This is a genomic window from Streptomyces odontotermitis, assembly GCF_050510915.1.
GTDB lineage: Bacteria > Actinomycetota > Actinomycetes > Streptomycetales > Streptomycetaceae > Streptomyces.
On the sequence record NZ_JBNJLS010000001.1, the window covers coordinates 461,529 to 486,755 of the forward strand.

Consider the following 25,227-nt stretch of genomic DNA (forward strand, 5'->3'; position numbering starts at 1 on the left):
AGCGAGTTCACTGCGTACCGGACCAGATTCGGGCACGACGGCACCGCAGTGATGAAGAGAAGAAAGGTCTGCGGAAGAGGGGCTTCGAAGCCCTATCGCATTCGCTTGCTCACGAGACTGCTCCCTCGAAAACCAGGACCCCTGGTGATCGCGAGGGGTCCGCGCTTGCCGTGGACCTTGCTGTCCACCGCCTGGTCTTCACCCGGGGCACCCCGCCACGGACGGAGGGTTGCCGGACAGCGGGCCGGGGCCGTAGTCGCTGTCACTCATGACCTGCCCTGCATCTTGCCACACGATCAAGAACGCGCAAGGCGCAGTCCAGGATCCGGACTGCGCCCTGCGTCACACTCGACGCTCTGCGTCACACTCGATGCCGTGTCAGCGGTTGCTCGCCGCCACCCAGCGCTCCAGCGCCTTCCGCGCGGCGCCCGAGTCGATGGACTCGGCGGCCTTGTCGATGCCCGCGCGGATCCGCTCCACGAGGCTCCCCTCCCCCGCCTCCAGGGCCACCAGGGCCGCCGCCGAGTTCAGCAGCACCGCATCCCGCACCGGCCCGGTCTCCCCGTCGAGGAGGCGCAGCGCGACCTTCGCGTTGTACGCGGCGTCGGCGCCCCGCAGCGCCTCGATGGGCACCACGCCGATCCCGACGTCGCGCGGGTCGAAGGTCTCCTCACGGACAGCGCCGTCGCGCACCACCCACACCCGGGAGGTGCCCGTGAGCGTGAGCTCGTCCAGGCCGTCGTCGCCGCGGAACACCAGCGCGGAGGAGCCCCGCTCGGCGAGCACCCCGGCGATGATCGGCGCCACCCGGGCATCGGCGACCCCGGTGGCCTGGGCCTTCACCTTGGCCGGGTTGGTGAGCGGGCCGAGGAAGTTGAAGGTCGTCCGGATCCCCAGCTCCCGCCGCGCGGGCGCCACATGACGCAGCGCCGGGTGGAACTTCACCGCGAAGCAGAAGGTGATCCCGGCCTCCTGCGCCACCTCGGCCACCCGCTGCGGGGTGAGGTCGAGATTGACGCCCAGCTTCTCCAGTACGTCACTGGCGCCGCTGGCCGAGGAGGCCGCCCTGTTGCCGTGCTTGACGACCTTCACGCCGGCGCCCGCGACGACGATCGCGGACATCGTGGAGATGTTGACGGTCTTGGCGCCGTCGCCGCCGGTGCCGACGATGTCGACGCTGGGGCCCGGCACGTCGATCACATGGGCGTGGTCGTACATGGCCCGCACCAGACCGGTGATCTCCTCGACGGTCTCGCCCTTGGCCCGCAGCGCGACGGCGAACCCGGCGATCTGCGCGTCCGTCGCCTCGCCCCGCATGATGCGGTCCATCGCCCAGGCCGTGTCGTCGGCGCTCTGGTCGCGCCCGTCAAGCAGTCCGTTCAGCACGTCGGGCCAGGAACGGGCCGCCGCGGTGTCGCCTCCTGCGGGGGTCACATCGCTCATAGCAGCTCCTGGATTCATCAACGGGCAAAGGAAAGGAAGCGGGAACACACGTACTGCCACAGCCTATCCAGCCCAGCAGACAGCGGAGAGCCCTGTCCACATAGCTGGACAGGGCTCTCGCTGTGGCGACCTCGCGGTCAGAGCGTCAGAACATCAGTGGTGGCCGTGGCCGCTCGTGATCTCCTTGTACTCCTCGACGGTGGGCTTGGGGATCTGGTTGTCCTCCCCGTAGTAGCCCTTGGAGAGCTTCGCCCGGAGCTTCTGCGAACCGGACACCTTGCGCTCGACACCGTTCTCGTCGACCGTCGGGCCGATCTCGACCGGCTCGTACTGCTCGTGCGCGGTGAGCGTGTGCAGCTGCTCCTGGTTGAGCGGCTCGTGGACCTCGATGAACTCACCGTGCGGCAGGCGCTTGATGATGCCGGACTCGCGCCCGTGCAGCACCTTCTCCTTGTCGCGGCGCTGGAGGCCGAGGCAGATCCGCTTGGTGACGATGAAGGCGATGACCGGTCCGACGAAGAAGAAGATCCGGACGAACCAGGTGATCGAGTTCAGCGACAGGTGGAAGTGCGTGGCCCACAGGTCGTTGCCACCACCGACGAGCATCACGAAGTACGCGGTCAGCCAGGCGACACCGAAGGCCGTACGGGTCGGGGCGTTGCGCGGGCGGTCCAGGATGTGGTGCTCGCGCTTGTCCCCGGTGACCCAGGACTCGATGAACGGGTAGACCGCGAGGGCCACCAGGACCAGCGGGAAGATCGCCAGCGGGATCATCACGCCCAGGACGAGCGTGTGGCCCCAGGCGTTGATCTCCCAGCCTGGCATCACACGGATCAGACCCTCGGCGAAGCCCATGTACCAGTCGGGCTGGGCGCCGGTGGACACCTGGTCCGGACGGTACGGGCCGATGGCCCAGATCGGGTTGATCGAGGCGATCGCCGCGATGACCGCGATGACACCGAAGACCAGGAAGAAGAAGCCTCCGGCCTTGGCCATGTAGACCGGGAGCAGCGGCATGCCGACGACGTTCTTCTCGGACTTGCCGGGGCCCGCGAACTGCGTGTGCTTGTGGTAGAAGACCAGGATCAGGTGCGCCACCATCAGGCCGAGCATGATGCCCGGCAGCAGCAGGATGTGGACCGAGTAGAACCGGGCCACGAAGTCGCCGCCGGGGAACTCGCCGCCGAACAGGAACATCGACAGGTACGTGCCGATGACCGGGACGGACAGGATCGCGCCCTGCATGAAGCGGACACCGGTGCCGGAGAGCAGGTCGTCCGGGAGCGAGTAACCGGTGAAGCCGGTGAACATGCCGAGGACGAACAGCAGGAAGCCGAACAGCCAGTTGATCTCACGCGGCTTGCGGAAGGCACCCGTGAAGAAGACGCGCATCATGTGCACGAACATGCCGGCGAGGAAGATCAGCGCCGCCCAGTGGTGGATCTGCCGGATCAGCAGACCACCGCGCACATCGAAGGAGATGTGCATGGTCGAGTTGAACGCCTCGGACATCAGCTGACCCTGCAGCGGGACGTAGCTGCCGTGGTACTCCACCTCGTTCATCGACGGGTGGAAGAACAGCGTCAGATACACACCCGTGAGGATGATGATGATGAAGCTGTACATGCAGATCTCACCGAGCATGAAGGACCAGTGGTCCGGGAAGATCTTGCGCATGTTGGCCTTGGCCAGGGAGTAGATCCCCAGGCGGCCGTCGGCCCAGTCGGCGACCCGCTCACCGGCGGGTGCCTTCTTGCGGCTGTCGGCCGTGCCGGCCGACGTCGTCTCGGTGCTCATCCGCGCTCCCAGAAGGCAGGACCGACGGGCTCGTCGAAGTCGCCGAGCGCCTCGAGGTAACCCTCGTCGTTCACGCTGATCCGCAGCTGCGGCAGGGCGTGACCGGCCGGGCCGAAGATCACCTTGGCGCCGTCGGAGAGGTCGAAGGTGGACTGGTGGCACGGGCAGAGGACGTGGTGCGTCTGCTGCTCGTACAGGGAGATCGGGCAGCCCACGTGGGTGCAGATCTTGGAGAAGGCGACGATGCCTTCGTGCGACCAGTCCAGCTCGCGCTTGTCCTTGATGTTGCCCGGCTGGATCCGGACGATCATCAGGGCCGCCTTGGCGATCTGGGTCTGGAAGTCGTGGTCCTTCTCCTCCAGGCCCTCGGGCTTGGCGAAGGTCAGCGAGCCGACCTGGACGTCCTCGGGCCGCAGCGGCTCGTTCGTGTTCATGTTCACGAGCAGCTTGCCCTTGGACCACAGCGTGTGCCGCAGCTTGTCCTCGGGCAGCGGGCCCAGGTCACGCAGCAGGACGACGCCCGAGAGCGGGACCAGCGTGAGCGCGCCGAACATCGTGTTGCGGATCAGCTTGCGCCGTCCGAACTGCGACTCCTTGGCGCCCTGCTTGAAGTCCGCGAGGACCTTGGCCTTGACGTCGGGCTCGGCCGCGATGGCGTGGCGCTCGTCGGCGATCTCCTCGTCGGACATCAGGGTGCGGGCCCAGTGGACCGCACCCGCGCCGATGCAGAAGAGCGCGATGCCGAGGGTCAGACCCAGGGCGAAGTTGAGGCCGCTGATGTGACCGATGGGCCAGACGTAGATGCTCTTGTCCGGCTTGATGGCCACGTACGAGGCGATGAAGCCGACCGTGGCCAGCATCGACAGCGTGAACAGGAAGGCCACGACGCGCTCGGACCGCTTGGCGGCCCGCTCGTCGATGTCCTGCACACGGTGCTCGTGGGGCGGGAGCCCGGGGTCGGCGAAGGGGTTGTCCTTCGCCTTCTCTACGGCACCGTGGCCGTTGTCCTGCGCGCTGGGCAGGTTCTCTTCTGGAATTTCTTCGGTAGTCATGACTTCTTGGCCTTTGCGGTCCGGGCGGCGACCCACACGGCGACCGCGATCAGGGCGCCGAGACCGAAGATCCAGCCGAAGAGACCTTCACTGACCGGTCCCAGACCGCCCAGCTTCAGACCGCCAGGGCTCTCGGTCTTGTCGCTGTTGACCGCGTCGAGGTACGCGATGATGTCCTTCTTTTCCTTCTCCGGCATCGTCGTGTCGGGGAAGGACGGCATGTTCTGCGGGCCGGTCTGCATGGCCTCGTAGACGTGCTTCGGGTCGACATCTTCCAACGACGGCGCGAACTTGCCGTGCGTCAACGCGCCACCCTCACCGGTGAAGTTGTGGCACTGCGCGCAGTTGGTGCGGAAGAGCTCGCCACCCTTGGCGATGTCCGCGCCGTCCGGGCTGTACTGGTTCTTCGTGGGGACGGAGGGGCCCGCGCCCAGCGACGAGATGTACGCAGCGAGCTGGTCGATCTGGGCCTGGTTGTAGATGACCTTCTTCTTCGGCGCCTGGGCGCCCTGCTGCTGCAGCGGCATGCGGCCGGTGCCGACCTGGAAGTCGACCGCGGCGGCGCCGACGCCGACCAGGCTCGGACCGTCAGAGGTGCCCTGACCGCCGGTTCCGTGGCAGCTGGAGCAGCCCACGGCGTAGAGCTTCTTGCCCTCGTCGATGGCGAGGGACTGGGCGGTGTCATCGGCCTGCGCCTTGTCCGCCGGCGCGAACGCGGCGTACAGCCCCCCGGTGGCCGCCAGCGCGAGGAGTAGGACGACGACCGCCGCCAGCGGATGGCGTCGTCGTGCGGAGAGCTTTTTCACGGATTACCCCGGTGTCAGGATCTTCTGCGTCGATGCTTCTGGAATGTTCGGTCCGCCGCGGAGAGCGGCGTGCCGATTACTTGATCATGTAGATCGTGGCGAAGAGGCCGATCCACACGACATCGACGAAGTGCCAGTAGTAGGACACGACGATGGCTGCGGTCGCCTGCTCGTGGGTGAACCTCCGGGCCGCGTAGGTGCGGCCGAGGACCAGCAGGAAGGCGATGAGTCCGCCTGTCACGTGCAGTCCGTGGAAGCCGGTGGTCAGGTAGAACACCGAGCCGTACGGGTCCGACGAGAGCGAGAGACCCTCGTGCTTGACCAGCTCGGTGTACTCGAAGACCTGACCGCCGATGAAGATCGCACCCATGATGAAGGTGACGATGAACCACATCCGGAGCTTCTTCACGTCCCCGCGCTCGGCGGCGAAGACGCCGAGCTGGCAGGTGAGGGAGGAGAGCACCAGGATCGTGGTGTTGGTCGCTGAGAACGGGAAGTTCAGGCTCGAGGCCATTTCCTTCCAGTGATCAGGACCCGTCACCGATCGCAGGGTGAAGTACATCGCGAAGAGGGCCGCGAAGAACATCAGCTCGGAACTCAGCCAGATGATGGTTCCGACGCTGGTGAGGTTCGGTCGATTGACCGGCGGGTGCGCGTGCCCGGTATCTACTGTCGTTGCTGTCGCCACGACCGACATTATGTCGGTCGCTTATCCCGCCCTCACCCCGGGGGGTGCCGTTCGGAGTGTCTACGGGGTGTGTCCTGCCCGTATGGCCCATCAGGGGCCTGTCCGAACCGGTGTTGACGGGGTGTCGGGAGGAGTAGCATCCGCGCATCGGTTCCCGATCTCACAGACGGCTAGGCCCGACGCAACGACGTATCGGAGGAACAATGCAGCCGACCGCCACGGTGCTGGTCTACAGCGACAACGCGAGCACCCGCGAACAGGTCAGGTTGGCCACCGGACGCAGGCCCGCGACGGATGTCCCCGAGGTCGAGTTCGTCGAGTGCGCGACCCTGCCCGCGGTCCTCAAGGAGCTCGGGCACGGCGGCATCGACGTCTGCGTCCTGGACGGCGAGGCGGTCCCCGCGGGCGGCATGGGGGTGTGCCGGCAGATCAAGGACGAGATCTTCCAGTGCCCGCCCGTGCTGCTGCTCATGGGGCGCCCGCAGGACGCCTGGCTCGCCACCTGGAGCCGCGCGGAGGCGGCGGTGACCCTCCCGGTCGAGCCGGTGGAGTTCGCCGACGCGCTGGCCGCCCTGCTCCGCACCCGGCTGGCCGTCGAAGCCTGACGGACCGCCACGGGCGTCAGCGAGAGGCTCTCGTACGCGAGGAAGGGCCCGCGCTCACCGCGCGGGCCCTTCTGCACGCCGTCGTACGCCTCGTGGGCGCCCTCTCAGACCTCCGGCCGCAGCCGGGCCGCGTCGACCGCCGTCGGGCCTTCCTCGGTGCCCGCCAGGAGCGCGCTGCCGCTGCGCCACTTCTTCCAGCCCAGGTTCCAGTCGCCGTAGCCGTTGCCGAACGGATCCATGTCCTCGCCATAGCTGTTGACGACCTTGACGATGTCGCCCTGGCGGACCGTGTCGTAGAACCAGGCGGCGTTGTCGGTGCTCATGCCGGTGCAGCCGTGGCTGGTGTTCTCGTAGCCCTGCGACCCCACCGACCAGGGCGCCGCGTGCACATACTCACCTGAATCGGTGACCCGCGTCGCGTAGTAGACCTGCTTGTCGTAGAAGTCCGAGGCGCCGATGCTGGCGCTGGTCATGCGGACCACGTACTCCTTGCCCAGGACCACCTTGACGCCGTTGCGGGTCGAATAGCCGGGCTTGCCCGTGGTGACCGGCATGGAGTTGATCTCCTCGCCGTTGCGGTACACCGTCATGTAGTGCGAACCGGCGTCCGTGATCGCCTCGATGCGGTCGCCCGTCGTCATCTTCAGGGGCTTGGCGTCGCCGCCCCACAGCTTGTCGTTGACCTTGATGCCCTCGAGGTTGCTGTGCGCGTTGATGGTCGCGTTGGCGGGCCAGTACTCCTTGGGGCGGTAGTGCAGCGTCTCGCTGTCCACCCAGTACCAGGCGCCCTCCGTCGCGGGCATCGACTCGACCTTGAGGGCGCGCTCCACGATGGCGCGGGCCTCCTTGCCCTTCACCGGGGCGCTGAGCTTGGCCGTGACGGGCTGTCCGACGCCGTACTTGCCGTCCTCCGGGCCGAAGGTGACGTCCAGTCGCTTCTTCTTGGGAGCGCTGTTCGTGTCGAACGCCATGACCTTGCGGCCGGGTGCGCCGTCCTCGTCCTCGGTGCTGACCCGCAGCGAGTAGTGGGCGCCTGCGGCGAGGGGGGTGGTGCTGTGCCAGCGGGCCCCGTCGGCGGAGAGTTCGCCCGCCACGTAGCGGCCCAGGGCGTCCGTGGCGGTGACGTCGGTGATGCGCCCGCCCTCTCCCTGAGCGGTGACCTCAAGAGGCTTGTCCGGGTCCGCCTTCTGGCTGCCCACCGGGCCGTTGAAGGCGATCTGGCCGGCCGCGTCATACGGCTTCGCGGAGAGCGGGTGGCCGCCGGAGCTGCCGCAGGCCGTGGTCCCCACCCCGAGGGCGGCCACCAGCAGGGTGCAGCTCAGTACCGTGCGGATTCGAGGTGAGTGGCTCATGAGCACACGGTATGAAGATTCATCAGTTCCAGCGCGGCGAGTGACCCGTACGAGGGGCGGCGGCCGGACGCCGGGTCACGCGAAGGGGCCCGGACGCTCCTGACGGAGTGTCCGGGCCCCTCGGTGCGACGGGAGAGCAGTCCCTACTGGTTCTGGTTCTCGCCGCGGTAGTACTCGAAGACCCAGCCCCACAGGCCGATCATGATGATCGGGGCCGAGAAGTACAGCAGCCACCAGCCGAAGACGACGCCCATGAAGGCGAGCGCGCCACCGATGGCCAGGGAGAGCGGCTGCCAGCTGTGCGGGCTGAAGAAGCCCACCTCGCCGGCCTCGTCCGCGACGTCGGCTTCCGTGTTGTCCTGCGCGGAGGCGTCGACCCGCCGGGCCGTGAAGGCCAGGTAGTAGCCGATCATGATGCACAGGCCGAAGGCCAGGAAGAGCGCCGTCGTACCGGCCGGCTCCTTCGACCACACGCCATAGACGATCGCCATGGCGAGGACGAAGACGCTCAGCCAGATGAACATCTTGCCCTGGATCTTCACTTGCCGGCCTCCTTGCCGCCCGCGAGCGCCTTCTCACCGTGACCGCTGTTCTGCAGCTGGTCGAGCGCCGCGATCTCCGGGTGGTGCAGGTCGAACGCCGGGGATTCGCTACGAATACGCGGCAGCGTGAGGAAGTTGTGCCGCGGCGGCGGGCAGGACGTCGCCCACTCCAGCGAACGGCCGTAGCCCCACGGGTCGTCGACCTCGATCTTCTTGCCGTACTTGGCGGTCTTCCAGATGTTGTAGAAGAACGGCAGGATCGACAGACCGAGCAGGAACGAGCAGATCGTCGAGATCGTGTTCAGCGCGGTGAAGCCGTCGGCGGCGAGGTAGTCCGCGTAGCGACGCGGCATGCCCTCGGCACCCAGCCAGTGCTGCACCAGGAACGTGCCGTGGAAGCCCACGAACAGCGTCCAGAACGTGATCTTGCCGAGGCGCTCGTCGAGCATCTTGCCCGTGAACTTCGGCCACCAGAAGTGGAATCCGGAGAACATCGCGAACACCACGGTGCCGAAGACGACGTAGTGGAAGTGCGCGACCACGAAGTACGAGTCCGAGACGTGGAAGTCCATCGGCGGCGAGGCCAGGATGACGCCGGTCAGACCACCGAAGGTGAAGGTGATCAGGAAGCCGACCGCCCACAGCATCGGGGTCTCGAAACTCAGTGACCCCTTCCACATCGTGCCGATCCAGTTGAAGAACTTCACGCCTGTTGGCACGGCGATGAGGAACGTCATGAAGGAGAAGAACGGCAGGAGCACGCCGCCGGTGACGTACATGTGGTGCGCCCACACCGTCACGGACAGACCCGCGATGGCGATCGTCGCGCCGATCAGGCCCATGTAACCGAACATCGGCTTGCGGGAGAAGACCGGGATGACTTCGGAAATGATTCCGAAGAATGGTAGGGCGATGATGTACACCTCTGGATGGCCGAAGAACCAGAAGAGGTGTTGCCATAGCAAGGCGCCGCCGTTGGACGCGTCGAAGACATGGGCACCGAACTTGCGGTCCGCCTCCAGGGCGAACAGCGCGGCGGCCAGGACCGGGAAGGCCAGCAGGACCAGCACGGCGGTCAGCAGCACGTTCCACACGAAGATCGGCATGCGGAACATCGTCATGCCCGGAGCGCGCATGCAGATGATGGTGGTGATGAAGTTGACCGAGCCGAGGATCGTGCCGAAGCCGGAGAAGGCCAGACCCATGATCCACATGTCGGCGCCGATGCCCGGCGAGCGGACCGCGTCCGACAGCGGGCTGTAGGCGAACCAGCCGAAGTCGGCCGCACCGTTCGGCGTCAGGAACCCGCCGACCGCGATGAGCGAGCCGAACAGGTACAGCCAGTAGGCGAACATGTTCAGCCGCGGGAACGCCACGTCGGGCGCGCCGATCTGCAGCGGCATGATCCAGTTCGCGAAGCCCGCGAACAGCGGCGTCGCGAACATCAGCAGCATGATCGTGCCGTGCATCGTGAACGCCTGGTTGAACTGCTCGTTCGACATGATCTGCGTGCCGGGACGGGCGAGTTCGGCGCGCATGAAGAGCGCCATCACCCCGCCGATGCAGAAGAAGGCGAACGACGTGACCAGATAGAGCGTGCCGATCGTCTTGTGGTCCGTGGTGGTCAGCCACTTGATGACGACATTCCCCGGCTGCTTGCGCCGTACCGGCAGCTCGTCCTCGTACGAGTCGTCTGCTGCCGCGGCACCCTGAGGTTCGTTGAGGATGCTCACGTTGTCTTCGTCTCCCGGTTCTTCTCGTGGCCCGTCTGCTCGATGCCGGCCGGGATGTAACCGGTCTGGTTCTTCTTGGCGAGGTCCTCGAGGTGCTTCTTGTAGCGCTCGGGGGAAACGACCTTCACGTTGAAGAGCATCCGGGAGTGATCGACGCCGCAGAGCTCGGCGCACTTGCCCATGAAGGTGCCCTCCTTGTTGGGAGTCACCTCGAAGGCGTTGGTGTGGCCCGGAATGACGTCCTGCTTCATGAGGAACGGCACCACCCAGAAGGAGTGGATGACGTCACGCGAAGTCAGTACGAAGCGGACCTTCTCGCCCTTGGGGAGCCAGAGGGTCGGACCGGGGTTGCCGTTCTGCGGGTTGCGCTCACCGGGCGTACCGACCTCGTACACACCGTTGGCGTTGGCCGGGAAGTCCTTCCGGAACTTGTCCGGGATGGCCTCCAGGTCCTTGGACGTCTTGGCGTTGTCCTTGCCGCCGCCCGGCACGTTCTCGACGTAGTTGAAGCCCCAGCTCCACTGGTAGCCGACCACGTTGATGGTGTGGGCGGGCTTGGCGTCGAGTTCGAGGAGCTTCGACTCGTCACGAGCCGTGAAGTAGAACAGGACCGAGACGATGATGAGCGGGACCACCGTGTACAGCGCCTCGATGGGCATGTTGTAACGGGTCTGCGGAGGGACTTCCACCTTGGTGCGGCTGCGCCGGTGGAAGATGACGCTCCACAGGATCAGGCCCCAGACCAGCACGCCCGTGGCGAGCGCTGCCGCCCACGAGCCCTGCCAGAGGGAGAGGATCCGGGGAGCCTCTTCCGTCACCGGTGTGGGCATACCCAGGCGGGGGAAATCCTTATATGTGCAACCGGTGGCGGTCACCAGGATCAGGCCCGCAGTCAGCACCTGCGGCAGCTTCCGCCGCATCGGGCGCCGCGACGAGCGGTCGGAGCCGTTGGGACTCACGTAGCGCCTTCCCGAGAGTCTCGCCCGCGCGGTCGGCTGCGGCCTTACTCGCTGGTCGGTCGCCGCCCTGCTGCGGGCAGGGGTTTGGATGTTTATGCGGACCAAACCCTACTGGACGCTATTTGGGGTCGCGCGGGGAGGGTGCCTAACGCGCCGCGGGTCACTCCGAAGGGTGGGATGCCCTCCCGTTTGGGGCTTTCTGACGGGGGGTCGGGGCGCCCACCGGGGTGGGGGGATTTGCCTGTCGGCGGGTGCCGCCCTCGTCGTGGCTTGTCGCGCAGTTCCCCGCGCCCCTGTAGGGCAGCCCACGGCCCGGACGTCTTAGCGTTACGGCGTGTCCTACTTCGATGTCGCCTCCTCCGCTCCCCTGCACCCCGTTGCCCGGCAGGCTCTCGTCGCCGCGCTCGATGAGGGGTGGGCCGATCCGGCGCGGCTCTACAAGGAGGGGCGGCGGGCGCGGCTGCTGCTCGACGCCGCGCGGGAGGCGGCCGCCGAGGCCGTGGGGTGCCGGCCGGACGAGCTGGTTTTCACGTCGTCGGGGACGCGGGCCGTGCACTCCGGGATCGCGGGGGCGCTCGCGGGGCGTCGGCGTGTCGGACGGCATCTGGTGGTGTCCGCCGTCGAGCACTCCTCGGTGCTCCATTCGGCCGCGGCCCACGAGAGCGCGGGCGGGACGGTCAGCGAGGTGGGGGTGGACCGGGCGGGGGCGGTGAGCCCCGGGGGGTTCGCCGCCGCGCTGCGCGAGGACACGGCGCTCGCCTGTCTGCAGTCGGCCAACCACGAGGTGGGCACGGAGCAGCCGGTGGCCGCGGTCGCGGAGGCGTGCCGGGCGGCCGGAGTGCCGCTGCTCGTGGACGCGGCGCAGTCGCTGCCGTGGGGGGCGGTGGACGGTGACTGGTCGCTGCTGGCCGCGAGTTCACACAAATGGGGTGGTCCCGCGGGGGTCGGGCTGCTCGTCGTACGAAAAGGAGTGCGGTTCGCGGCGCAGGCACCGGTCGACGAGCGGGAGTCGGGGCGGGCCAGCGGGTTCGAGAACATTCCGGCGATCGTGGCGGCTGCGGCCGCGCTGCGGGCGGTGCGGGCCGAGGCCGCCGGGGAGGCCGGGCGGCTGCGGGAGTTGACGGACCGGATCCGGGCGCGGGTGCCGGAGCTCCTGCCCGATGTGGAGGTGGTGGGCGACCCGGTGCGGCGGCTGCCGCATCTGCTGACGTTCTCGTGTCTCTATGTCGACGGGGAGACCGTGCTGCACGAGCTGGACCGGGCCGGGTTCTCGGTCTCGTCCGGGTCGTCGTGCACGAGCTCGACGCTGACGCCCAGCCATGTGCTGAAGGCGATGGGCGTGGTGAGCGAGGGGAACGTCCGGGTGTCGCTGCCGCTGGGGGCCGAGGAGGCCGAGGTCGAGCGGTTCCTGGAGGTGCTGCCGGGGGTCGTGCGCGGTGTGCGGGAGAAGCTGGGGGTGCCGGTCGCAGGCGGGGGCGGAGGCGGGGAAGCCGAGTCCGTCACCGTGGACGCGCTCGGGATGAGCTGTCCGCTGCCGGTCATCGAACTGGCCAAGGCCATCGGGCGGGTGCGCGTGGGCGGCACCGTCACCGTGCTCGCGGACGACGAGGTGGCGGCGGTGGACATTCCGGCGTGGTGCTGGACGCAGAAGCAGGAGTACGTGGGTGAGGAGGCGGCGGACCACGGGGTCGCCTATGTGGTCCGCCGCCTGAGCTGAGGCGTCAGGCCAGGTGCGCCTGGACCTCGGCGGCGGCCTCATCCCCGTACGCCTTGGTGAAGCGCTCCATGAAGTGGCCGCGGCGCAGCTGGTACTCCTGCGTGCCGAGGGTCTCGATGACCAGCGTCGCGAGCATGCAGCCGACCTGGGCGGCGCGCTGCAGGGAGACGCCCCAGGACAGGCCCGAGAGGAAGCCCGCGCGGAACGCGTCGCCGACGCCCGTCGGGTCGACCTTGGCCTCCTCCTCCGGGGTGCCGACCTCGATGGGGTCCTCGCCGACGCGCTCGATGCGGACGCCGCGGGCGCCGAGCGTGGTGACGCGGTGGCCGACCTTGCCGAGGATCTCGGCGTCGGTCCAGCCGGTCTTGGACTCGATGAGGCCCTTCTCGTACTCGTTCGAGAAGAGGTAGGTGGCGCCGTCGAGCAGGAGGCGGATCTCCTCGCCGTCCATGCGCGCGATCTGCTGCGAGAAGTCGGCGGCGAAGGGGATGGAGCGGGAGCGGCACTCCTCGGTGTGCCGCATCATGCCCTCCGGGTCGTCCGCGCCGATCAGCACCAGGTCGAGGCCGCCCACGCGGTCGGCGACGGTCTTCAGCTCGATCAGCCGGGCCTCGCTCATGGCGCCCGTGTAGAAGGAGCCGATCTGGTTGTGGTCGGCGTCCGTGGTGCAGACGAAGCGGGCCGTGTGGAGCGTCTCGGAGATGCGCACCGAGGCGGTGTCCACGCCGTGCCGGTCCAGCCAGGCGCGGTACTCGTCGAAGTCGGAGCCGGCCGCGCCCACCAGGACCGGGCCGGTGCCGAGCTGTCCCATACCGAAGGCGATGTTGGCGCCGACCCCTCCCCTGCGGACGTCGAGGTTGTCGACGAGGAAGGAGAGGGAGACCGTGTGCAACTGGTCCGCGACGAGCTGGTCGGCGAAGCGGCCGGGGAAGGTCATCAGGTGGTCGGTGGCGATGGAGCCGGTGACTGCGATACGCACGGCGAGGGTCTCCTGCGAGGAGGGGGTGGGTGACGCTTCACGTTACCGGTCGGGAGCCTCCTGGCTGAACTGGCAAAACTACCCGAAAGTAGGTCTTTTTCATGGAGCTGTCGCGTGCCTACGGTGGCTCCATGCCGAAGCACACAGTTCTTCCGGAGTCCGCCGCCGCTTCCTGGTCCCCCGGGGACCTCAGCCTGAAGGAACTCCAGGGGGACTGCGCCCGGATGGCGCCGCACTGGGCCGTGCCCGCCGCGGCCGCGGCCGCCCCGGTGCCGCCCTCGCTGATCCACGGTGTCACCGTCCCGACCGCTTCCGCGCGACTGATCGACGGAATGTCCGAATACGGGGACTGAGAACGCGCCGTTCTCCGACTGCCGGAGGCGCCCCGCGCGTTGAGGGGAACCGTGCGCTCCCCCGCTGCGTCCCATCGCTGTCCCCCGTAAAGGGGAAGTGACGTACGACGGGCACCCCCCGTGGGGCCCGAGAGACAGCAGCGCAGTCGAAGGAGCGATGCGGTGAGCACCGAGCGACCCGTTCAGGACACGGCCGAGCCGCCCCGGCGGCGATCCCGTCTGGCCATCGCCTCGGTCGCGGCGACGGTGCTGCTGGTCGGTGGTGGCGGCGCCTACTTCGCCGCGACCGCGTCCGGCGGCGACGGCGGCCACGACCGAGGCGCACCCGCCGGAGGCGGCGGCACTCCCCCGCCGCTCGCCCTGGACGGCTATACGGAGGGCCGGTCCAGCAGCAGCCCCGGCGGCACCGACGGCATCGCCCCCGGCGAGCCCGACCCGAACGGCGCCCGCTACAAGGCGGTCGGCGACCTGCCCGACGGACCGGGCTCGGCCGCCGTGTACCGCGCCCGGGGCGAGGTCGGCCGGGACCAAGTGACCGGTCTGGCCAAGGCACTTGGCGTGACCGGGGCCGTGACGTCGGAGAACGGCGCCTGGAAGATCGGCCCCGGCAAGGACGGCTCGGGCCCCTCCCTCCAGGTGAACAAGCAGGCGCCGGGCACCTGGACCTTCTCCCGGTACGCCCCCGGCGGCAGCGACAACTGCCCCAAGGGCAAGGCGTGTTCGGGCGGCTCGGTCGCTCCGGGCGAGCCCGCGCCGAGCGGTGCGATCGGCGAGGAGGCCGCGAAGAAGGCGGCCACCCCCGTCCTGAAGGCGCTCGGCCAGGACGACGCGAAGCTGGACGCGCGCCAGCTCATGGGCTCCGTACGGGTGGTGAACGCCGACCCGAAGATCGGCGGCCTGCCCACGTACGGCTGGTCGACCGGCATCCAGGTCGGCCCCGACGGTCAAGTGGTGGGCGGCAGCGGCCAGTTGAAGGCTCCCGAGAAGGGCGCCACCTATCCGGTGATCGGCGCGGAGAAGACCCTGGAGCTGCTCAACAAGTCCGGCACCGGGTCGGGGCGCGTCGGGATCGGCGGCTGTGCGACGGCGGTGCCGCGCTCGGACGCCGACGCCCCGCAGGCGCAGGAGGACGACAAGAAGCAGGCTCCGTGCGAGCCCTCGTCCGCGCCGCCGAAGCCGGAGCCGGTCGCGGTGACCGGGGCGGCCTTCGGGCTCGCGGTGCACTTCGTGGAGGGGCACCAGACCCTCGTACCGTCGTGGCTGTTCCAGGTGAAGCCGCAGGGCGGGCAGGACAGCTTCACGGTCACGCACCCGGCGGTCGACCCCAAGTACCTGACGGCGCCCAAGGCCCCCGAGCCCGAGCCGAGCCGGACGCAGGCGCCCGGGGACACGGGGAACGACTCACCCGCGAGCACGCGCATCGAGTCGTACAGCGCGGACGGGAAGTCGCTGACCGTGCACTTCTGGGGCGGGGTGTGCAGCACCTACTCGGCGAAGGCGGACGAGTCCGGTGACACCGTGAAGGTGACCGTGACCGGGACCCAGCAGAAGGGCAAGGTCTGCGTCATGGTCGCCAAGGAGCTGACCGAGACCGTGCATCTGAAGCAGCCGCTCGGGGACCGGAAGGTCGAGGACGGCAGCGGCCGGACGGTGCGGCAGAAGTAGCGCGCGTACCCGTACGCGTAGCCGTACGGCACGCGCGAAGGGCGGCGGCCCCCTGGAATCCAGGGGGCCGCCGCCCTTCGTGCGTAACGCCGTCTCAGCTCAAGCCGGGCTCAGCTGAAGGAGTCGCCGCAGGCGCAGGACCCGGTGGCGTTCGGGTTGTCGATCGTGAAGCCCTGCTTCTCGATGGTGTCCACGAAGTCGATGGAGGCGCCGCCCAGGTACGGGGCGCTCATGCGGTCGGTGACCACCTTGACGCCATCGAATTCCTTGACGACATCACCGTCGAGCGAGCGCTCGTCGAAGAACAGCTGGTAGCGCAGGCCCGAGCAGCCGCCCGGCTGAACGGCGACGCGCAGCGCCAGGTCGTCCCGGCCCTCCTGCTCCAGCAGGCCCTTCACCTTGGCCGCGGCGGCGTCCGACAGGAGGATGCCGTCGCTCACGGTGGTGGTCTCGTCCGATACGGACATCTGCTTCTCTCCCGGGTTGTACGGAGACTGCTTGCCGACGGTTCAACCGGCGGGGCCCCGGATTCATTCCGGGCTTCCCCTTCATGCTCGCACACGGGACATCAAGGGGCCGTAGGGCAGTCGAACGGCGAATTCGTCACATCGACACTATCGCCATCGTCAAACTGACGTGAAGCGGTTATGATAGATAACGTCAATTCGACGAAAAGCATGCCCGGACAGAGGGTGTGCCCGCCGGAAGAAGAAAGGGTGCGTGTCGTGACCACCGCCCAGGACCTTGATGTTCAGCCCACTCCCCTCGCCCTGCTCCTGCTCGGCCGCGAAGCCGACCCCAAGAGCGAGCGCGGCGTGGAGTGCCCCGGCGACCTCCCCTCGCCCTCCGACCCGGATCTGGTGGAGCGCGCCCGCGCCGCCAAGGAGAAGCTGGGCGACAAGGTCTTCGTGCTCGGCCACCACTACCAGCGCGACGAGGTCATCCAGTTCGCGGACGTCACCGGTGACTCCTTCAAGCTGGCCAAGGACGCGGCCGCGAAGCCGGAGGCCGAGTACATCGTCTTCTGCGGCGTGCACTTCATGGCCGAGTCGGCCGACATCCTGACCGGGGACGACCAGAAGGTCGTGCTGCCGGACCTCGCCGCCGGGTGCTCCATGGCCGACATGGCCACCGCCGAGCAGGTCGCGGAGTGCTGGGACGTGCTGACCGAGGCCGGCATAGCCGAGCGCGTGGTCCCCGTCTCGTACATGAACTCCTCCGCCGACATCAAGGCGTTCACGGGCAAGCACGGCGGCACGATCTGCACCTCGTCGAACGCGAAGCGCGCCCTGGAGTGGGCCTTCGAGCAGGGTGAGCAGGTGCTCTTCCTGCCGGACCAGCACCTCGGCCGGAACACCGCGGTCCGCGACATGGGGATGTCGCTCGACGACTGCGTCGTCTACAACCCGCACAAGCCGAACGGCGGCCTCACCGCCGAGCAGCTGCGCGACGCGAAGATGATCCTGTGGCGCGGGCACTGCTCGGTGCACGGGCGGTTCAGCCTGGAGAGCGTCGAGGACGTGCGGGCGCGCATCCCGGGCGTCAACGTCCTCGTCCACCCCGAGTGCAAGCACGAGGTCGTGGCCGCGGCCGACTACGTGGGGTCGACCGAGCACATCATCAAGACCCTCGAAGCGGCACCGGCCGGTTCCAAGTGGGCCATCGGGACCGAGCTGAACCTGGTGCGGCGCCTGGCCAACCGGTTCGCCGCCGAGGACAAGGAGATCGTCTTCCTCGACAAGACGGTGTGCTTCTGCTCGACCATGAACCGGATCGACCTGCCGCACCTGGTCTGGGCGCTCGAGTCGCTCGCCGAGGGGAACCTGGTCAACCGCATCGAAGTCGACCGGGAGACCGAGCAGTTCGCGAAGATGGCGCTGGAGCGGATGCTGGCGCTGCCGTAGTCCGGCTCGAAGTCATCAGACTCGTACTCACCAGACCCGAAGTCATCAGACTCGAAGTCATTGGTAAGGGGCGTCCGCCGTTGCGGGCGCCCCTTACCGCGTTCTACGCTCCCCCCACCTGACGCGCTCTGCGCTCCTTCAGCGCCGTACCCAGCGCCTCCATCGCGGGGACGGACGCGGCGAGCGCCGTCCGCTGTTCGTCGCTGAGCACGGCCAGCGCGTCGGCGAAGATCTCCGCCCAGGCGTTCTCGATCAGGGCCATGCCCTGCTCCGCCTTGAGGGTCGGCTTCAGGCGCACCACCCGGCCGTCGTTCGGGTCCTTCTCGCGCTCCAGCAGTCCTTGGTTGACCAGGCCGCGGACCGTCGCGCTCACGTTGCTCGCGTGCAGCCCCAGTTCGCGGGCGAGGACGCTCACCGTCACGCCCGGCTCCGCGTGCACATAGCGCATCAACTCCAGCTCCGAGGGCGGCAGTCGCCACAGCCCCGCCTCGTCCATGCCCTGGAACCGCAGGACGCGTGAGAGCGCGTACAGCGCGGGTGTCAGGTCGCGGGCCGCCCGGACCTCTATCTCGACCGAGGGGGTTCTCACCCATGCCCGTGCTCACCGGCGCGCTCGCGCTGCTCTGCTTCATCGGTCCGCTCTCCACCGACATGTATCTCCCCGCCTTTCCCCGCATGGCCGCCGAGCTGCGCACCGACGCCTCCGGGGTGCAGCTCACGCTGACCGCGTTCCTGGTCGGCATGACCCTTGGCCACCTGGTCTTCGGGCCGCTCTCCGACCGGTACGGCCGGCGCGGGCCGCTGCTCGCCGGGGCCGCCGTGTGCACCGTCGGGACCGCGCTGTGCGCCGTGGCGCCCTCGCTGGGGTGGCTGGTCGCACTGCGGTTCGTGACCGGGTTCAGCGGGGCCGCGGGCGTGGTGATCAGCCGGGCCGTGGTGACGGACGTGGCCCAAGGGGCCGTCGCCGCGCGGCTGTTCGGGATCCTGATGACCCTGGCCGGGATCGCGCCGATCCTCGCGCCGCTCGCGGGCGGTGCCGTGATCGGGGCCGCCGGGTGGCGGGGCGTGTTCTGGGTGCTCGCCGGGGTGTCCCTGCTGGTGACCGCGGCGGTCCTGGTCGGCGTACCGGAGAGCCTGCCGAAGGAGCGGCGGCTCGCGGGCGGGGTGCGGCGGGTGGCCGCGGCGGTACGGGAGGTCGCGGGCGACCGGGAGTATGTGGCGTACACCCTCGCCTTCACCTTCGGGTTCGGGATGCTCTTCTGCTACATCGCCGGGTCGCCGTTCCTGCTCCAGAACGTGCTGGGCATGGGGGTCGGGGCCTCGTCCGTGGCGTTCTCCGGCGGGGCGGTCGTCGCGACGCTGTCGAGTGCGGTGGGGGCGCGGGTCGTGGGGCGGACCGGGCCCGAACGGCTGCTGCGGGGCGGGCTGTTCGCGATGCTCGGGGGCTCGGTCGCGCTGCTCGTGCTCGCCCTCGCGGGGCTGCTGACAGTGGTGGGGGTCCTGGTGCTGCTCGCCGTGGTGTGCGCGGGGCTCGGGCTCGTCGTGGCCCATGCGGCGGCCCTCGCGCTCGCCCGGGTGCCGGGGGCGTCCGGCATGGGCTCGGCGCTGCTCGGCACGGCGCAGAGCGGGCTCGGCGCGGTGGTCGCGCCGCTGGTGGGGCTCGGTGGCGAGCGGACGGCGGTGCCGCTGTTCCTGGGGATGAGCGTGTGCGGCGTCGCGGCGCTGCTCGCGCTGGTCCTCGGCGTACGCGGACGGGGCGCCCCCTTGGTGGAGGAGCGCCCCGTCGTGGAGGTCGCGCGCGATCAGACCTGCGCGGGCTCCGGGTCGCCCGAGTCGGTGTCCGACTGAGCCGGGACGGTGCCCGCCTTCTTCGCCCGCTTCGCCTCGCGCTTGGCGCGCCTGCGGTCCTTGCGGAGCTCGACCATGGCGTACAGCGTCGGCACGAGGAGCAGCGTGAGCAGCGTCGACGAGATCAGGCCGCCGATCACCACCACCGCGAGCGGCTGGGCGATGAAGCCGCCCTCGCCCGTGATGCCCAAGGCCATCGGGAGCAGGGCGAAGATCGTCGCCAGGGCCGTCATGAGGATCGGGCGGAGGCGGTGGCGGCCACCCTCGATGACCGCTTCCACCGTGCCGTGACCCTGCCTGCGGTACTGGTTGATCAGGTCGATCAGGACGATCGCGTTGGTGACCACGATGCCGATGAGCATCAGCATGCCGATCATCGCCGGGACGCCCATCGGGGTGCCGGTCGCGACCAGGAGGCCGATCGCGCCCGTCGCCGCGAACGGGATGGAGACCAGCAGGATCAGCGGCTGGACCAGCGAGCGGAACGTCGCGACCAGGAGCATGAAGACGATCGCGACGGCCGCGAGCATCGCGAGGCCCAGCGAGGCGAACGCCTCGTCCTGGTCCTGCGAGACGCCGCCGATGTCGGCCGTGGCGCCCTTCGGGAGGTCCAGGGCGTCGATCTTCTTCTGCAGGTCGGCGCTGACGGCGCCCGTGTTGTCGCCGGTCGGCCTCGCCGTGATCGTCGCGGCGCGGGCGCCGTCGATGCGGGTCATCGAGACCGGACCGTCGACCAGTTTCACGTCGGCGATGTCGCCGAGCCGCGCCTGGCCGAGCTTGAGGTCGCGCAGCTCGGCCAGGGTCTTGGCGGGCTTCGCCGACTTCACCACGACGTCGCGCTCGGTGTCGTCGAGGATCGCCTTGCCGCTGGTGGTGCCGCGCACGGCCTGGGCGACGGCCTGGCCGAGCGTGGTGTCGTTGAACCCGGCCCCGGCCGCCTTGGCGTTGGCCTTCACCGAGATGCGCGGGACGGACTGCGAGAGGTCGCTGGTGACGTCCGTGACGTCCTTGATGGTCGCGACCTCGGCGCGGACCTCCTCGGACGCCTTGCGCAGGACGTCCCCGTCGGCGGCCTTCACCACGACGCTGAGGTCCTGGCTGCCGAAGCCGTCGCCCGCGGAGACCGTGGTCCGGCCCACGCCGGAGAGCCCGTCGAGCCCCTCCTCGATGCGGTCCTGGACCTTCTCGTAGTCGGCCTTGTCCTTCAGCGTCACCGTGTACGACGCCTGGTTGGTGTCGGTGCCGCCGCCGAAGGCCGCCATGAAGCCGGACGAGCCGACCGTGACCTGGTAGTCCTTGACGTCGTCGATGCCCGCGAGCATCTTCTCGATCTTCTTCGCGGAGGCGTCGGACGCCGACAGGCTGGTGCCGGGCTTCAACTCCTGCTTGATGTTGAGGACTTCCTGCTCGCCCTGGTCGAAGAAGTTGGTCTTCAGCAGGGGGGCCATGCCGAAGGTGCCGACCAGGATCACGATCGCGAGGGCGAGGCTGGTGAGGCGGCGCCGGGTCGCGAAGCGGAGCACGGGGACGTAGATCCGCTGGAGGCGGCTCCTGGCCTCCTTCTCCTCGGCCTTGCGGCGGGCCTCCTCCGGGTCGGCCCCGCGGATCGCCTTCGGGGGCCGCAGGAACCAGTACGACAGGACCGGCACCACCGTGAGCGAGACCAGCAGGGACGCGAGGAGCGCCGCCGTGACGGTCAGGCTGAAGGAGCCGAAGAGCTCGCCGACCATCCCGCCGACCAGGCCGATGGGCAGGAAGACGGCGACGGTGGTGAGGGTCGAGGAGGTGACGGCGCCCGCGACCTCGCGGACCGCCTTGAGGATGGCCTCCTGGCGCTCCTCGCCGTAGCCGAGGTGGCGCTTGATGTTCTCCAGGACCACGATCGAGTCGTCGACGACGCGACCGATCGCGATGGTCAGGGCGCCGAGCGTGAGCATGTTCAGGGAGAGGTCCCGCGTCCACAGGACGATCAGGGCGAGGACCACGGAGAGCGGGATCGAGACCGCGGTGACCAGGGTCGAGCGGATCGACGCCAGGAAGACCAGGATCACCAGGACCGCGAAGACCAGGCCGAGGGCGCCCTCGGTGGTCAGGCCCTCGATGGACTTGGCGACGGCCGGGCCCTGGTCGCTGGCGACCGTGAGCTTCGCGCCGGAGCCGAGGTCCTTGCGGAGCTCGGGGAGCTTGTCCTTGACCGCGTCCGAGATGGCGACCGCGCTGCCGTCGTGGTCCATGGTGACGGCGACGGCGAGGCTCGGGGCGCCGTTGGTGCGGGTGATCGAAGTGGCCGTCGCGGGCTGCTGCTTGACGGTGGCGACGTCGCCGACGCGCACCGGCTTGCCGGGCTCCCGGGCGCCGCCGGGCTCGGCCTCCGGGGTGACGCGCAGGTCCTCGATCTGCTGCAGCGAGGTGAAGCCGCCGCCGACCTGGACGGTGCGGTTCTTGCCGTCCTCGTCGAAGGAGCCCGCCGGGAGCGTGGCGCCGCCCGCCTGCAGGGCCTGGCCGAGCGCGGCCGGGGTCAGGCCCGCCTTGGCCAGCTTCCGGTCGTCCGGGGTGACGTTGACCTGGAGGTCGCGCACGCCGTCGACGGTGACCTGGCCGACGCCGTCGATGTCCTTCAGGGCCGGAATGACCGTCTTGTCCAGCTGGTCGGAGAGGGCCTGCTGGTCCTTGTCCGAGGTGACGGCGAGGACGACGGTCGGGATGTCGTCGGTGGAGCCCGCGACCACCTGCGGGTCGACGTCGTCGGGGAGTTCGGCGCGGGCGCGGTTCACGGCCTGCTGGACGTCGGCGACGAGCTGCTTGGAGCCGTCCCCGTAGTCGAACTGGGCCATGATCACGGCGTTGCCCTCGCTCGCCGTGGAGGTGATGCCCTTGATGCCGTCGACCGCGTCGATGTTGTCCTCGAGCGGCTCGACGACCTGCTTCTCGACCACATCGGGGGACGCACCCTCGTACGGGGCCAGAACGGACACCATCGGCAGTTCGATGGAGGGCAGCAGCTGCTGCTTGAGCTGCGGGATGGCGATCGCGCCGAAGACGATCGCGATGATCGACATCAGCCCGACCAGGGCCCGTTGGGCGAGGCTGAACCGGGACAGCCAGGACATGGGGGTCTCTCTCTGTGGCGTGTGGGGTGCGCCGTGCTTCGCGGACGCGGCAGGTGGCGGTCCGTCGAGGAAGGCCCGCCCCGTACACCTTCAGCCATCGATGCGGGCGCCCACGTCGCACCCAGGTCCGGTTCTTGTGCGACGCCTACTACGGGCGCAGTACGCAGTCCCGCCGCTCACTCCACCCTTGGACGTACCAGGCCCGATTCGTACGCGATCACGACGAGTTGGGCCCGGTCGCGGGCGCCGAGCTTCGCCATCGCCCGGTTCACATGCGTCTTCACGGTGAGCGGGCTGACCTCGAGGCGCTCGGCGATCTCGTCGTTCGAGTGGCCGCCCGCGACCTGGACGAGGACCTCGCGCTCGCGGCCGGTGAGTGCGCCGAGGCGCTCCGCGCGCGCCGGGTCCGCCTCCTGTGAACTCTCGCCCTGCGCGAGGAACTTGGCGATGAGCCCCTTCGTCGCGACGGGCGAGAGCAGCGCCTCACCGGCCGCGGCGACCCGGATCGCGCCGAGCAGTTCGTCCGGTTCCGCCCCCTTGCCGAGGAAGCCGGAGGCCCCGGCGCGCAGCGACTGCACCACGTACTCGTCGACCTCGAAGGTGGTCAGCATGACCACGCGGACGTGGGCGAGCTCGGGGTCGGCGCTGATCATGCGGGTCGCGGCGAGTCCGTCGGTGCCCGGCATGCGGATGTCCATCAGGACGACGTCGGCCCGCCCCGCCCTGGCGAGCCGGACGGCCTCCGCGCCGTCGGACGCCTCGCCGACGACCTCCATGTCGGGCTCGGAGTCGACGAGGACCTTGAAGGCGCTGCGCAGCAGGGCCTGGTCGTCGGCGAGCAGGACGCGGATCGTCACGCGGTGTCTCCTGTGGGTGTGGAGCGGGGGGCGGTGGAACTGGGGGGTGTGGAGCGGGGATCGGTGGACCGGGGGGTCTTGTCCGTGGCGACGGGAAGGATCGCATGGACGCGGAAGCCGCCGCCGTAGCGGGGGCCCGCGGTGATGCGGCCGCCGAGGGCGGCGACGCGTTCGCGCATGCCGATGAGGCCGTGGCCGCCGCCGATGCTGTCCTCGCCGTCTTCCTTGTGCGGGCCGTCCGGCCTCTCGGCGGGGCGGTCCCCTTCCGCGGGGCCGTCGTCGAGGATCGTGATCTCCACGTTCGGGCCCACGTGGACGACGCTCACCTCGGCCTTGGCGTCCGGGCCCGCGTGCTTCTGCACATTGGTGAGGGCCTCCTGGATGACGCGGTACGCGGCCAGGTCCACGGCGGCGGGCAGGGCGGGGCCGCCGTCGCCGCGGGCCACCTCGACGGGGAGGCCCGCGTTGCGGAAGGTGTCCACGAGTTCGTCGAGGCGCTCCAGGCCCGGGGCGGGTTCGGTGGGGGCCTCGGGGTCGCCGGTCTGGCGCAACAGGCCGACGGTGGCGCGGAGTTCACCCAGTGCGGAGCGGCTGGCGTCGCGCACGTGAGCGAGGGCTTCCTTGGCCTGGTCGGGGCGCTTGTCCATGACGTGCGCGGCGACGCCCGCCTGGACGTTGACGAGGGCGATGTGGTGGGCGACCACGTCGTGCAGGTCACGGGCGATGCGCAGCCGCTCCTCGGCGACCCGGCGGCGGGCCTCCTCCTCGCGGGTGCGCTCGGCCCGCTCGGCGCGCTCCCTTATGGCGTCGACGAAGGCGCGACGGCTGCGCACCGCGTCGCCGGCGGCCGCGGCCATGCCCGTCCAGGCGAAGATGCCGAGGTTCTCCTGCGCGTACCAGGGCAGCGGCCCGACCAGCATCGCCACCGCGGTGAGCAGGGTCATCGTGATGAGGCCGACCCGCCAGGTGGTGGGGCGGTCGGTGGTGGAGGCGACGGTGAAGAGCGCGATGACCGCGCACATCACGACGGGGGCGCGCTGCTGGCTGCCCTCGGTGATCAGCTCCACGAGGGAGACGGCGACGGTGGCGGCGAGCACGGGCCAGGGTGCCCGGCGCCGGTAGACCAGGGCACCGGCGCCGAGCACCATCAGCGTCAGGCTGAAGGCGTCGGGGGCGTGGGTGCCCCAGGTGGGGCCGTGCTGTCCGTAGGGGCCCACGAAGGAGCCGATGACCATGCAGACGAGTACGCCGAGCGCGAGGGCGGCGTCCACGGCGTGGGGGTGCGCCTTGGCCGCGCAGCGGACTCGTTGAATGTTGGTCACGCCGTCAACGTTACGGGGGGCTCGGGGCGCCCGGCGATGGGGAGTTGGGGCACTGTTGCCTTTGGGGGCGCCGTGGTGGGTGGGGCGCCCCCGGCTGCGTCGGGTTGAGCCTCTGACTTCCTCGCCCCGTACGACGTGGTGTTCTCGCCGCTTCGCGGCTCGACTTCTCCCACCCGACCACCCGTTGCTCCGCGACGCGGGGTCGGCCGAGGCGTGTCAGCCGGGGATCAGGCCGTCGTCGCTGAGCAGTTCCCTGACCTCTTCCAGCGTCGCGTCAGGCGACGGAAGGATCAGCTCGGAGGGTTCGAGGGCGTCGTCGGGGAGTGGCTCGCCCAGTTCGCGGACCTTGTCGAGGAGTGCGGAGAGCGTGCGGCGGAAGCCCGGTCCGTCGCCGTTCTCCATCTCCTCCAGGAGCTCGTCGTCCAGCTTGTTCAGCTCGGCGAAGTGGCTGTCGGCCAGCTTCACCTGCCCCTCCCCCATGATCCGTACGATCAT

22 protein-coding genes and 1 riboswitch are annotated in these 25,227 nt (G+C 69.4%); of the genes, 6 read left to right on the forward strand and 16 right to left on the reverse strand.

What is annotated here, in order from left to right:
• Positions 1–156 precede the first annotated feature (156 nt).
• Positions 157–274, reverse strand: a riboswitch (SAM riboswitch).
• Positions 275–378: 104 nt separating this feature from the next.
• From trpD to ctaE, 5 genes are all read right to left on the reverse strand, one after another.
• Positions 379–1,443, reverse strand: coding sequence for an anthranilate phosphoribosyltransferase (gene trpD, locus ACQB60_RS02175; protein ID WP_496924063.1), 1,065 nt, complete (start codon positions 1,441–1,443; stop codon positions 379–381).
• Between the two features lie 153 nt (positions 1,444–1,596).
• On the reverse strand, positions 1,597–3,240 hold the full coding sequence (qcrB, locus tag ACQB60_RS02180) for a cytochrome bc1 complex cytochrome b subunit (protein WP_496924064.1): 1,644 nt from the start codon (positions 3,238–3,240) through the stop codon (positions 1,597–1,599).
• A complete protein-coding gene (gene qcrA / locus ACQB60_RS02185) occupies positions 3,237–4,292 on the reverse strand; it encodes a cytochrome bc1 complex Rieske iron-sulfur subunit (RefSeq protein ID WP_496924065.1) in 1,056 nt (351 codons plus the stop codon). Before qcrA ends, qcrB begins: the two co-directional genes overlap by 4 nt.
• Positions 4,289–5,098 carry a cytochrome bc1 complex diheme cytochrome c subunit gene (gene qcrC, locus ACQB60_RS02190; RefSeq protein WP_496924066.1) on the reverse strand — a complete coding sequence of 270 codons (810 nt, stop codon included), beginning with the start codon at positions 5,096–5,098 and terminating at the stop codon, positions 4,289–4,291. Before qcrC ends, qcrA begins: the two co-directional genes overlap by 4 nt.
• A 76-nt stretch (positions 5,099–5,174) precedes the next feature.
• The gene (gene ctaE, locus ACQB60_RS02195; RefSeq protein WP_030360900.1) at positions 5,175–5,795 is read right to left on the reverse strand and encodes an aa3-type cytochrome oxidase subunit III; all 621 of its coding nucleotides are present in this window, start codon (positions 5,793–5,795) and stop codon (positions 5,175–5,177) included.
• A gap of 194 nt (positions 5,796–5,989) precedes the next feature.
• On the opposite strand from ctaE, the gene ACQB60_RS02200 reads away from it, so the two are divergent.
• On the forward strand, positions 5,990–6,391 hold the full coding sequence (locus tag ACQB60_RS02200) for a hypothetical protein (RefSeq protein WP_496924067.1): 402 nt from the start codon (positions 5,990–5,992) through the stop codon (positions 6,389–6,391).
• Positions 6,392–6,495: 104 nt separating this feature from the next.
• On the opposite strand, the gene ACQB60_RS02205 is transcribed toward ACQB60_RS02200, so the two are convergent.
• From ACQB60_RS02205 to ctaC, 4 genes are all read right to left on the reverse strand, one after another.
• Complete coding sequence (locus ACQB60_RS02205) at positions 6,496–7,743, reverse strand: L,D-transpeptidase (protein WP_496924068.1); 1,248 nt, start codon at positions 7,741–7,743, stop codon at positions 6,496–6,498.
• 143 nt (positions 7,744–7,886) lie between these two features.
• Positions 7,887–8,285, reverse strand: coding sequence for a cytochrome c oxidase subunit 4 (locus ACQB60_RS02210; protein ID WP_384841851.1), 399 nt, complete (start codon positions 8,283–8,285; stop codon positions 7,887–7,889).
• A complete protein-coding gene (gene ctaD / locus ACQB60_RS02215; protein WP_384841848.1) occupies positions 8,282–10,018 on the reverse strand; it encodes an aa3-type cytochrome oxidase subunit I in 1,737 nt (578 codons plus the stop codon). Before ctaD ends, ACQB60_RS02210 begins: the two co-directional genes overlap by 4 nt.
• Complete coding sequence (ctaC, locus tag ACQB60_RS02220) at positions 10,015–10,977, reverse strand: aa3-type cytochrome oxidase subunit II (protein WP_384841845.1); 963 nt, start codon at positions 10,975–10,977, stop codon at positions 10,015–10,017. Before ctaC ends, ctaD begins: the two co-directional genes overlap by 4 nt.
• Before the next feature lie 334 nt (positions 10,978–11,311).
• Here ctaC and ACQB60_RS02225 point away from each other — a divergent pair, with 334 nt between their 5' ends.
• Entirely contained in the window at positions 11,312–12,694 is a 1,383-nt protein-coding gene (locus tag ACQB60_RS02225; protein WP_496924069.1) for a cysteine desulfurase/sulfurtransferase TusA family protein, read from the forward strand.
• Between the two features lie 4 nt (positions 12,695–12,698).
• On the opposite strand, the gene ACQB60_RS02230 is transcribed toward ACQB60_RS02225, so the two are convergent.
• Positions 12,699–13,673: a carbohydrate kinase family protein gene (locus tag ACQB60_RS02230; RefSeq protein WP_496924070.1), complete on the reverse strand. Its 975-nt coding sequence runs from the start codon at positions 13,671–13,673 to the stop codon at positions 12,699–12,701.
• A gap of 131 nt (positions 13,674–13,804) precedes the next feature.
• Here ACQB60_RS02230 and ACQB60_RS02235 point away from each other — a divergent pair, with 131 nt between their 5' ends.
• Both ACQB60_RS02235 and ACQB60_RS02240 read left to right on the forward strand, forming a co-directional pair.
• Positions 13,805–14,026 carry a hypothetical protein gene (locus ACQB60_RS02235; RefSeq protein ID WP_496924071.1) on the forward strand — a complete coding sequence of 74 codons (222 nt, stop codon included), beginning with the start codon at positions 13,805–13,807 and terminating at the stop codon, positions 14,024–14,026.
• Between the two features lie 162 nt (positions 14,027–14,188).
• The gene (locus tag ACQB60_RS02240; protein ID WP_496924072.1) at positions 14,189–15,691 is read left to right on the forward strand and encodes a hypothetical protein; all 1,503 of its coding nucleotides are present in this window, start codon (positions 14,189–14,191) and stop codon (positions 15,689–15,691) included.
• 110 nt (positions 15,692–15,801) lie between these two features.
• On the opposite strand, the gene erpA is transcribed toward ACQB60_RS02240, so the two are convergent.
• Entirely contained in the window at positions 15,802–16,158 is a 357-nt protein-coding gene (erpA, locus tag ACQB60_RS02245; protein WP_384841830.1) for an iron-sulfur cluster insertion protein ErpA, read from the reverse strand.
• 249 nt (positions 16,159–16,407) lie between these two features.
• On the opposite strand from erpA, the gene nadA reads away from it, so the two are divergent.
• On the forward strand, positions 16,408–17,595 hold the full coding sequence (gene nadA, locus ACQB60_RS02250; protein ID WP_384841827.1) for a quinolinate synthase NadA: 1,188 nt from the start codon (positions 16,408–16,410) through the stop codon (positions 17,593–17,595).
• A 103-nt stretch (positions 17,596–17,698) separates the two neighbouring features.
• Here the strand turns inward: nadA and ACQB60_RS02255 are convergent, their stop codons facing one another.
• On the reverse strand, positions 17,699–18,184 hold the full coding sequence (locus tag ACQB60_RS02255) for a MarR family winged helix-turn-helix transcriptional regulator (RefSeq protein WP_496924073.1): 486 nt from the start codon (positions 18,182–18,184) through the stop codon (positions 17,699–17,701).
• 2 nt (positions 18,185–18,186) lie between these two features.
• Here ACQB60_RS02255 and ACQB60_RS02260 point away from each other — a divergent pair, with 2 nt between their 5' ends.
• Positions 18,187–19,443: a multidrug effflux MFS transporter gene (locus ACQB60_RS02260; RefSeq protein WP_496924074.1), complete on the forward strand. Its 1,257-nt coding sequence runs from the start codon at positions 18,187–18,189 to the stop codon at positions 19,441–19,443.
• On the opposite strand, the gene ACQB60_RS02265 is transcribed toward ACQB60_RS02260, so the two are convergent.
• The 4 genes from ACQB60_RS02265 to pspAA all read right to left on the reverse strand — a co-directional run bounded on the left by ACQB60_RS02265 (position 19,398) and on the right by pspAA (position 25,227).
• On the reverse strand, positions 19,398–22,553 hold the full coding sequence (locus tag ACQB60_RS02265) for an efflux RND transporter permease subunit (RefSeq protein WP_496924075.1): 3,156 nt from the start codon (positions 22,551–22,553) through the stop codon (positions 19,398–19,400). The genes ACQB60_RS02260 and ACQB60_RS02265 overlap by 46 nt on opposite strands.
• Positions 22,554–22,729: 176 nt before the next feature.
• Positions 22,730–23,410: a response regulator gene (locus ACQB60_RS02270; RefSeq protein WP_496924076.1), complete on the reverse strand. Its 681-nt coding sequence runs from the start codon at positions 23,408–23,410 to the stop codon at positions 22,730–22,732.
• Complete coding sequence (locus ACQB60_RS02275; protein ID WP_496924077.1) at positions 23,407–24,732, reverse strand: sensor histidine kinase; 1,326 nt, start codon at positions 24,730–24,732, stop codon at positions 23,407–23,409. The genes ACQB60_RS02270 and ACQB60_RS02275 overlap by 4 nt, the downstream gene beginning before the upstream one ends.
• A gap of 216 nt (positions 24,733–24,948) precedes the next feature.
• Positions 24,949–25,227, reverse strand: a complete 279-nt coding sequence (gene pspAA, locus ACQB60_RS02280) for a PspA-associated protein PspAA (RefSeq protein ID WP_384841808.1) — start codon at positions 25,225–25,227, stop codon at positions 24,949–24,951.

Bases quoted from the DNA above. Each gene is read 5' to 3' on its own strand.
- trpD (WP_496924063.1), bottom strand. From the start codon at position 1,443: ATGAGCGATGTGACCCCCGCAGGAGGCGACACCGCGGCGGCCCGTTCC.
- qcrB (WP_496924064.1), bottom strand. From the start codon at position 3,240: ATGAGCACCGAGACGACGTCGGCCGGCACGGCCGACAGCCGCAAGAAG.
- qcrA (WP_496924065.1), bottom strand. From the start codon at position 4,292: ATGACTACCGAAGAAATTCCAGAAGAGAACCTGCCCAGCGCGCAGGAC.
- ctaE (WP_030360900.1), bottom strand. From the start codon at position 5,795: ATGTCGGTCGTGGCGACAGCAACGACAGTAGATACCGGGCACGCGCAC.
- ACQB60_RS02200 (WP_496924067.1), top strand. From the start codon at position 5,990: ATGCAGCCGACCGCCACGGTGCTGGTCTACAGCGACAACGCGAGCACC.
- ACQB60_RS02205 (WP_496924068.1), bottom strand. From the start codon at position 7,743: ATGAGCCACTCACCTCGAATCCGCACGGTACTGAGCTGCACCCTGCTG.
- ACQB60_RS02235 (WP_496924071.1), top strand. From the start codon at position 13,805: ATGCCGAAGCACACAGTTCTTCCGGAGTCCGCCGCCGCTTCCTGGTCC.
- erpA (WP_384841830.1), bottom strand. From the start codon at position 16,158: ATGTCCGTATCGGACGAGACCACCACCGTGAGCGACGGCATCCTCCTG.
- ACQB60_RS02260 (WP_496924074.1), top strand. From the start codon at position 18,187: ATGCCCGTGCTCACCGGCGCGCTCGCGCTGCTCTGCTTCATCGGTCCG.
- ACQB60_RS02265 (WP_496924075.1), bottom strand. From the start codon at position 22,553: ATGTCCTGGCTGTCCCGGTTCAGCCTCGCCCAACGGGCCCTGGTCGGG.
- pspAA (WP_384841808.1), bottom strand. From the start codon at position 25,227: ATGATCGTACGGATCATGGGGGAGGGGCAGGTGAAGCTGGCCGACAGC.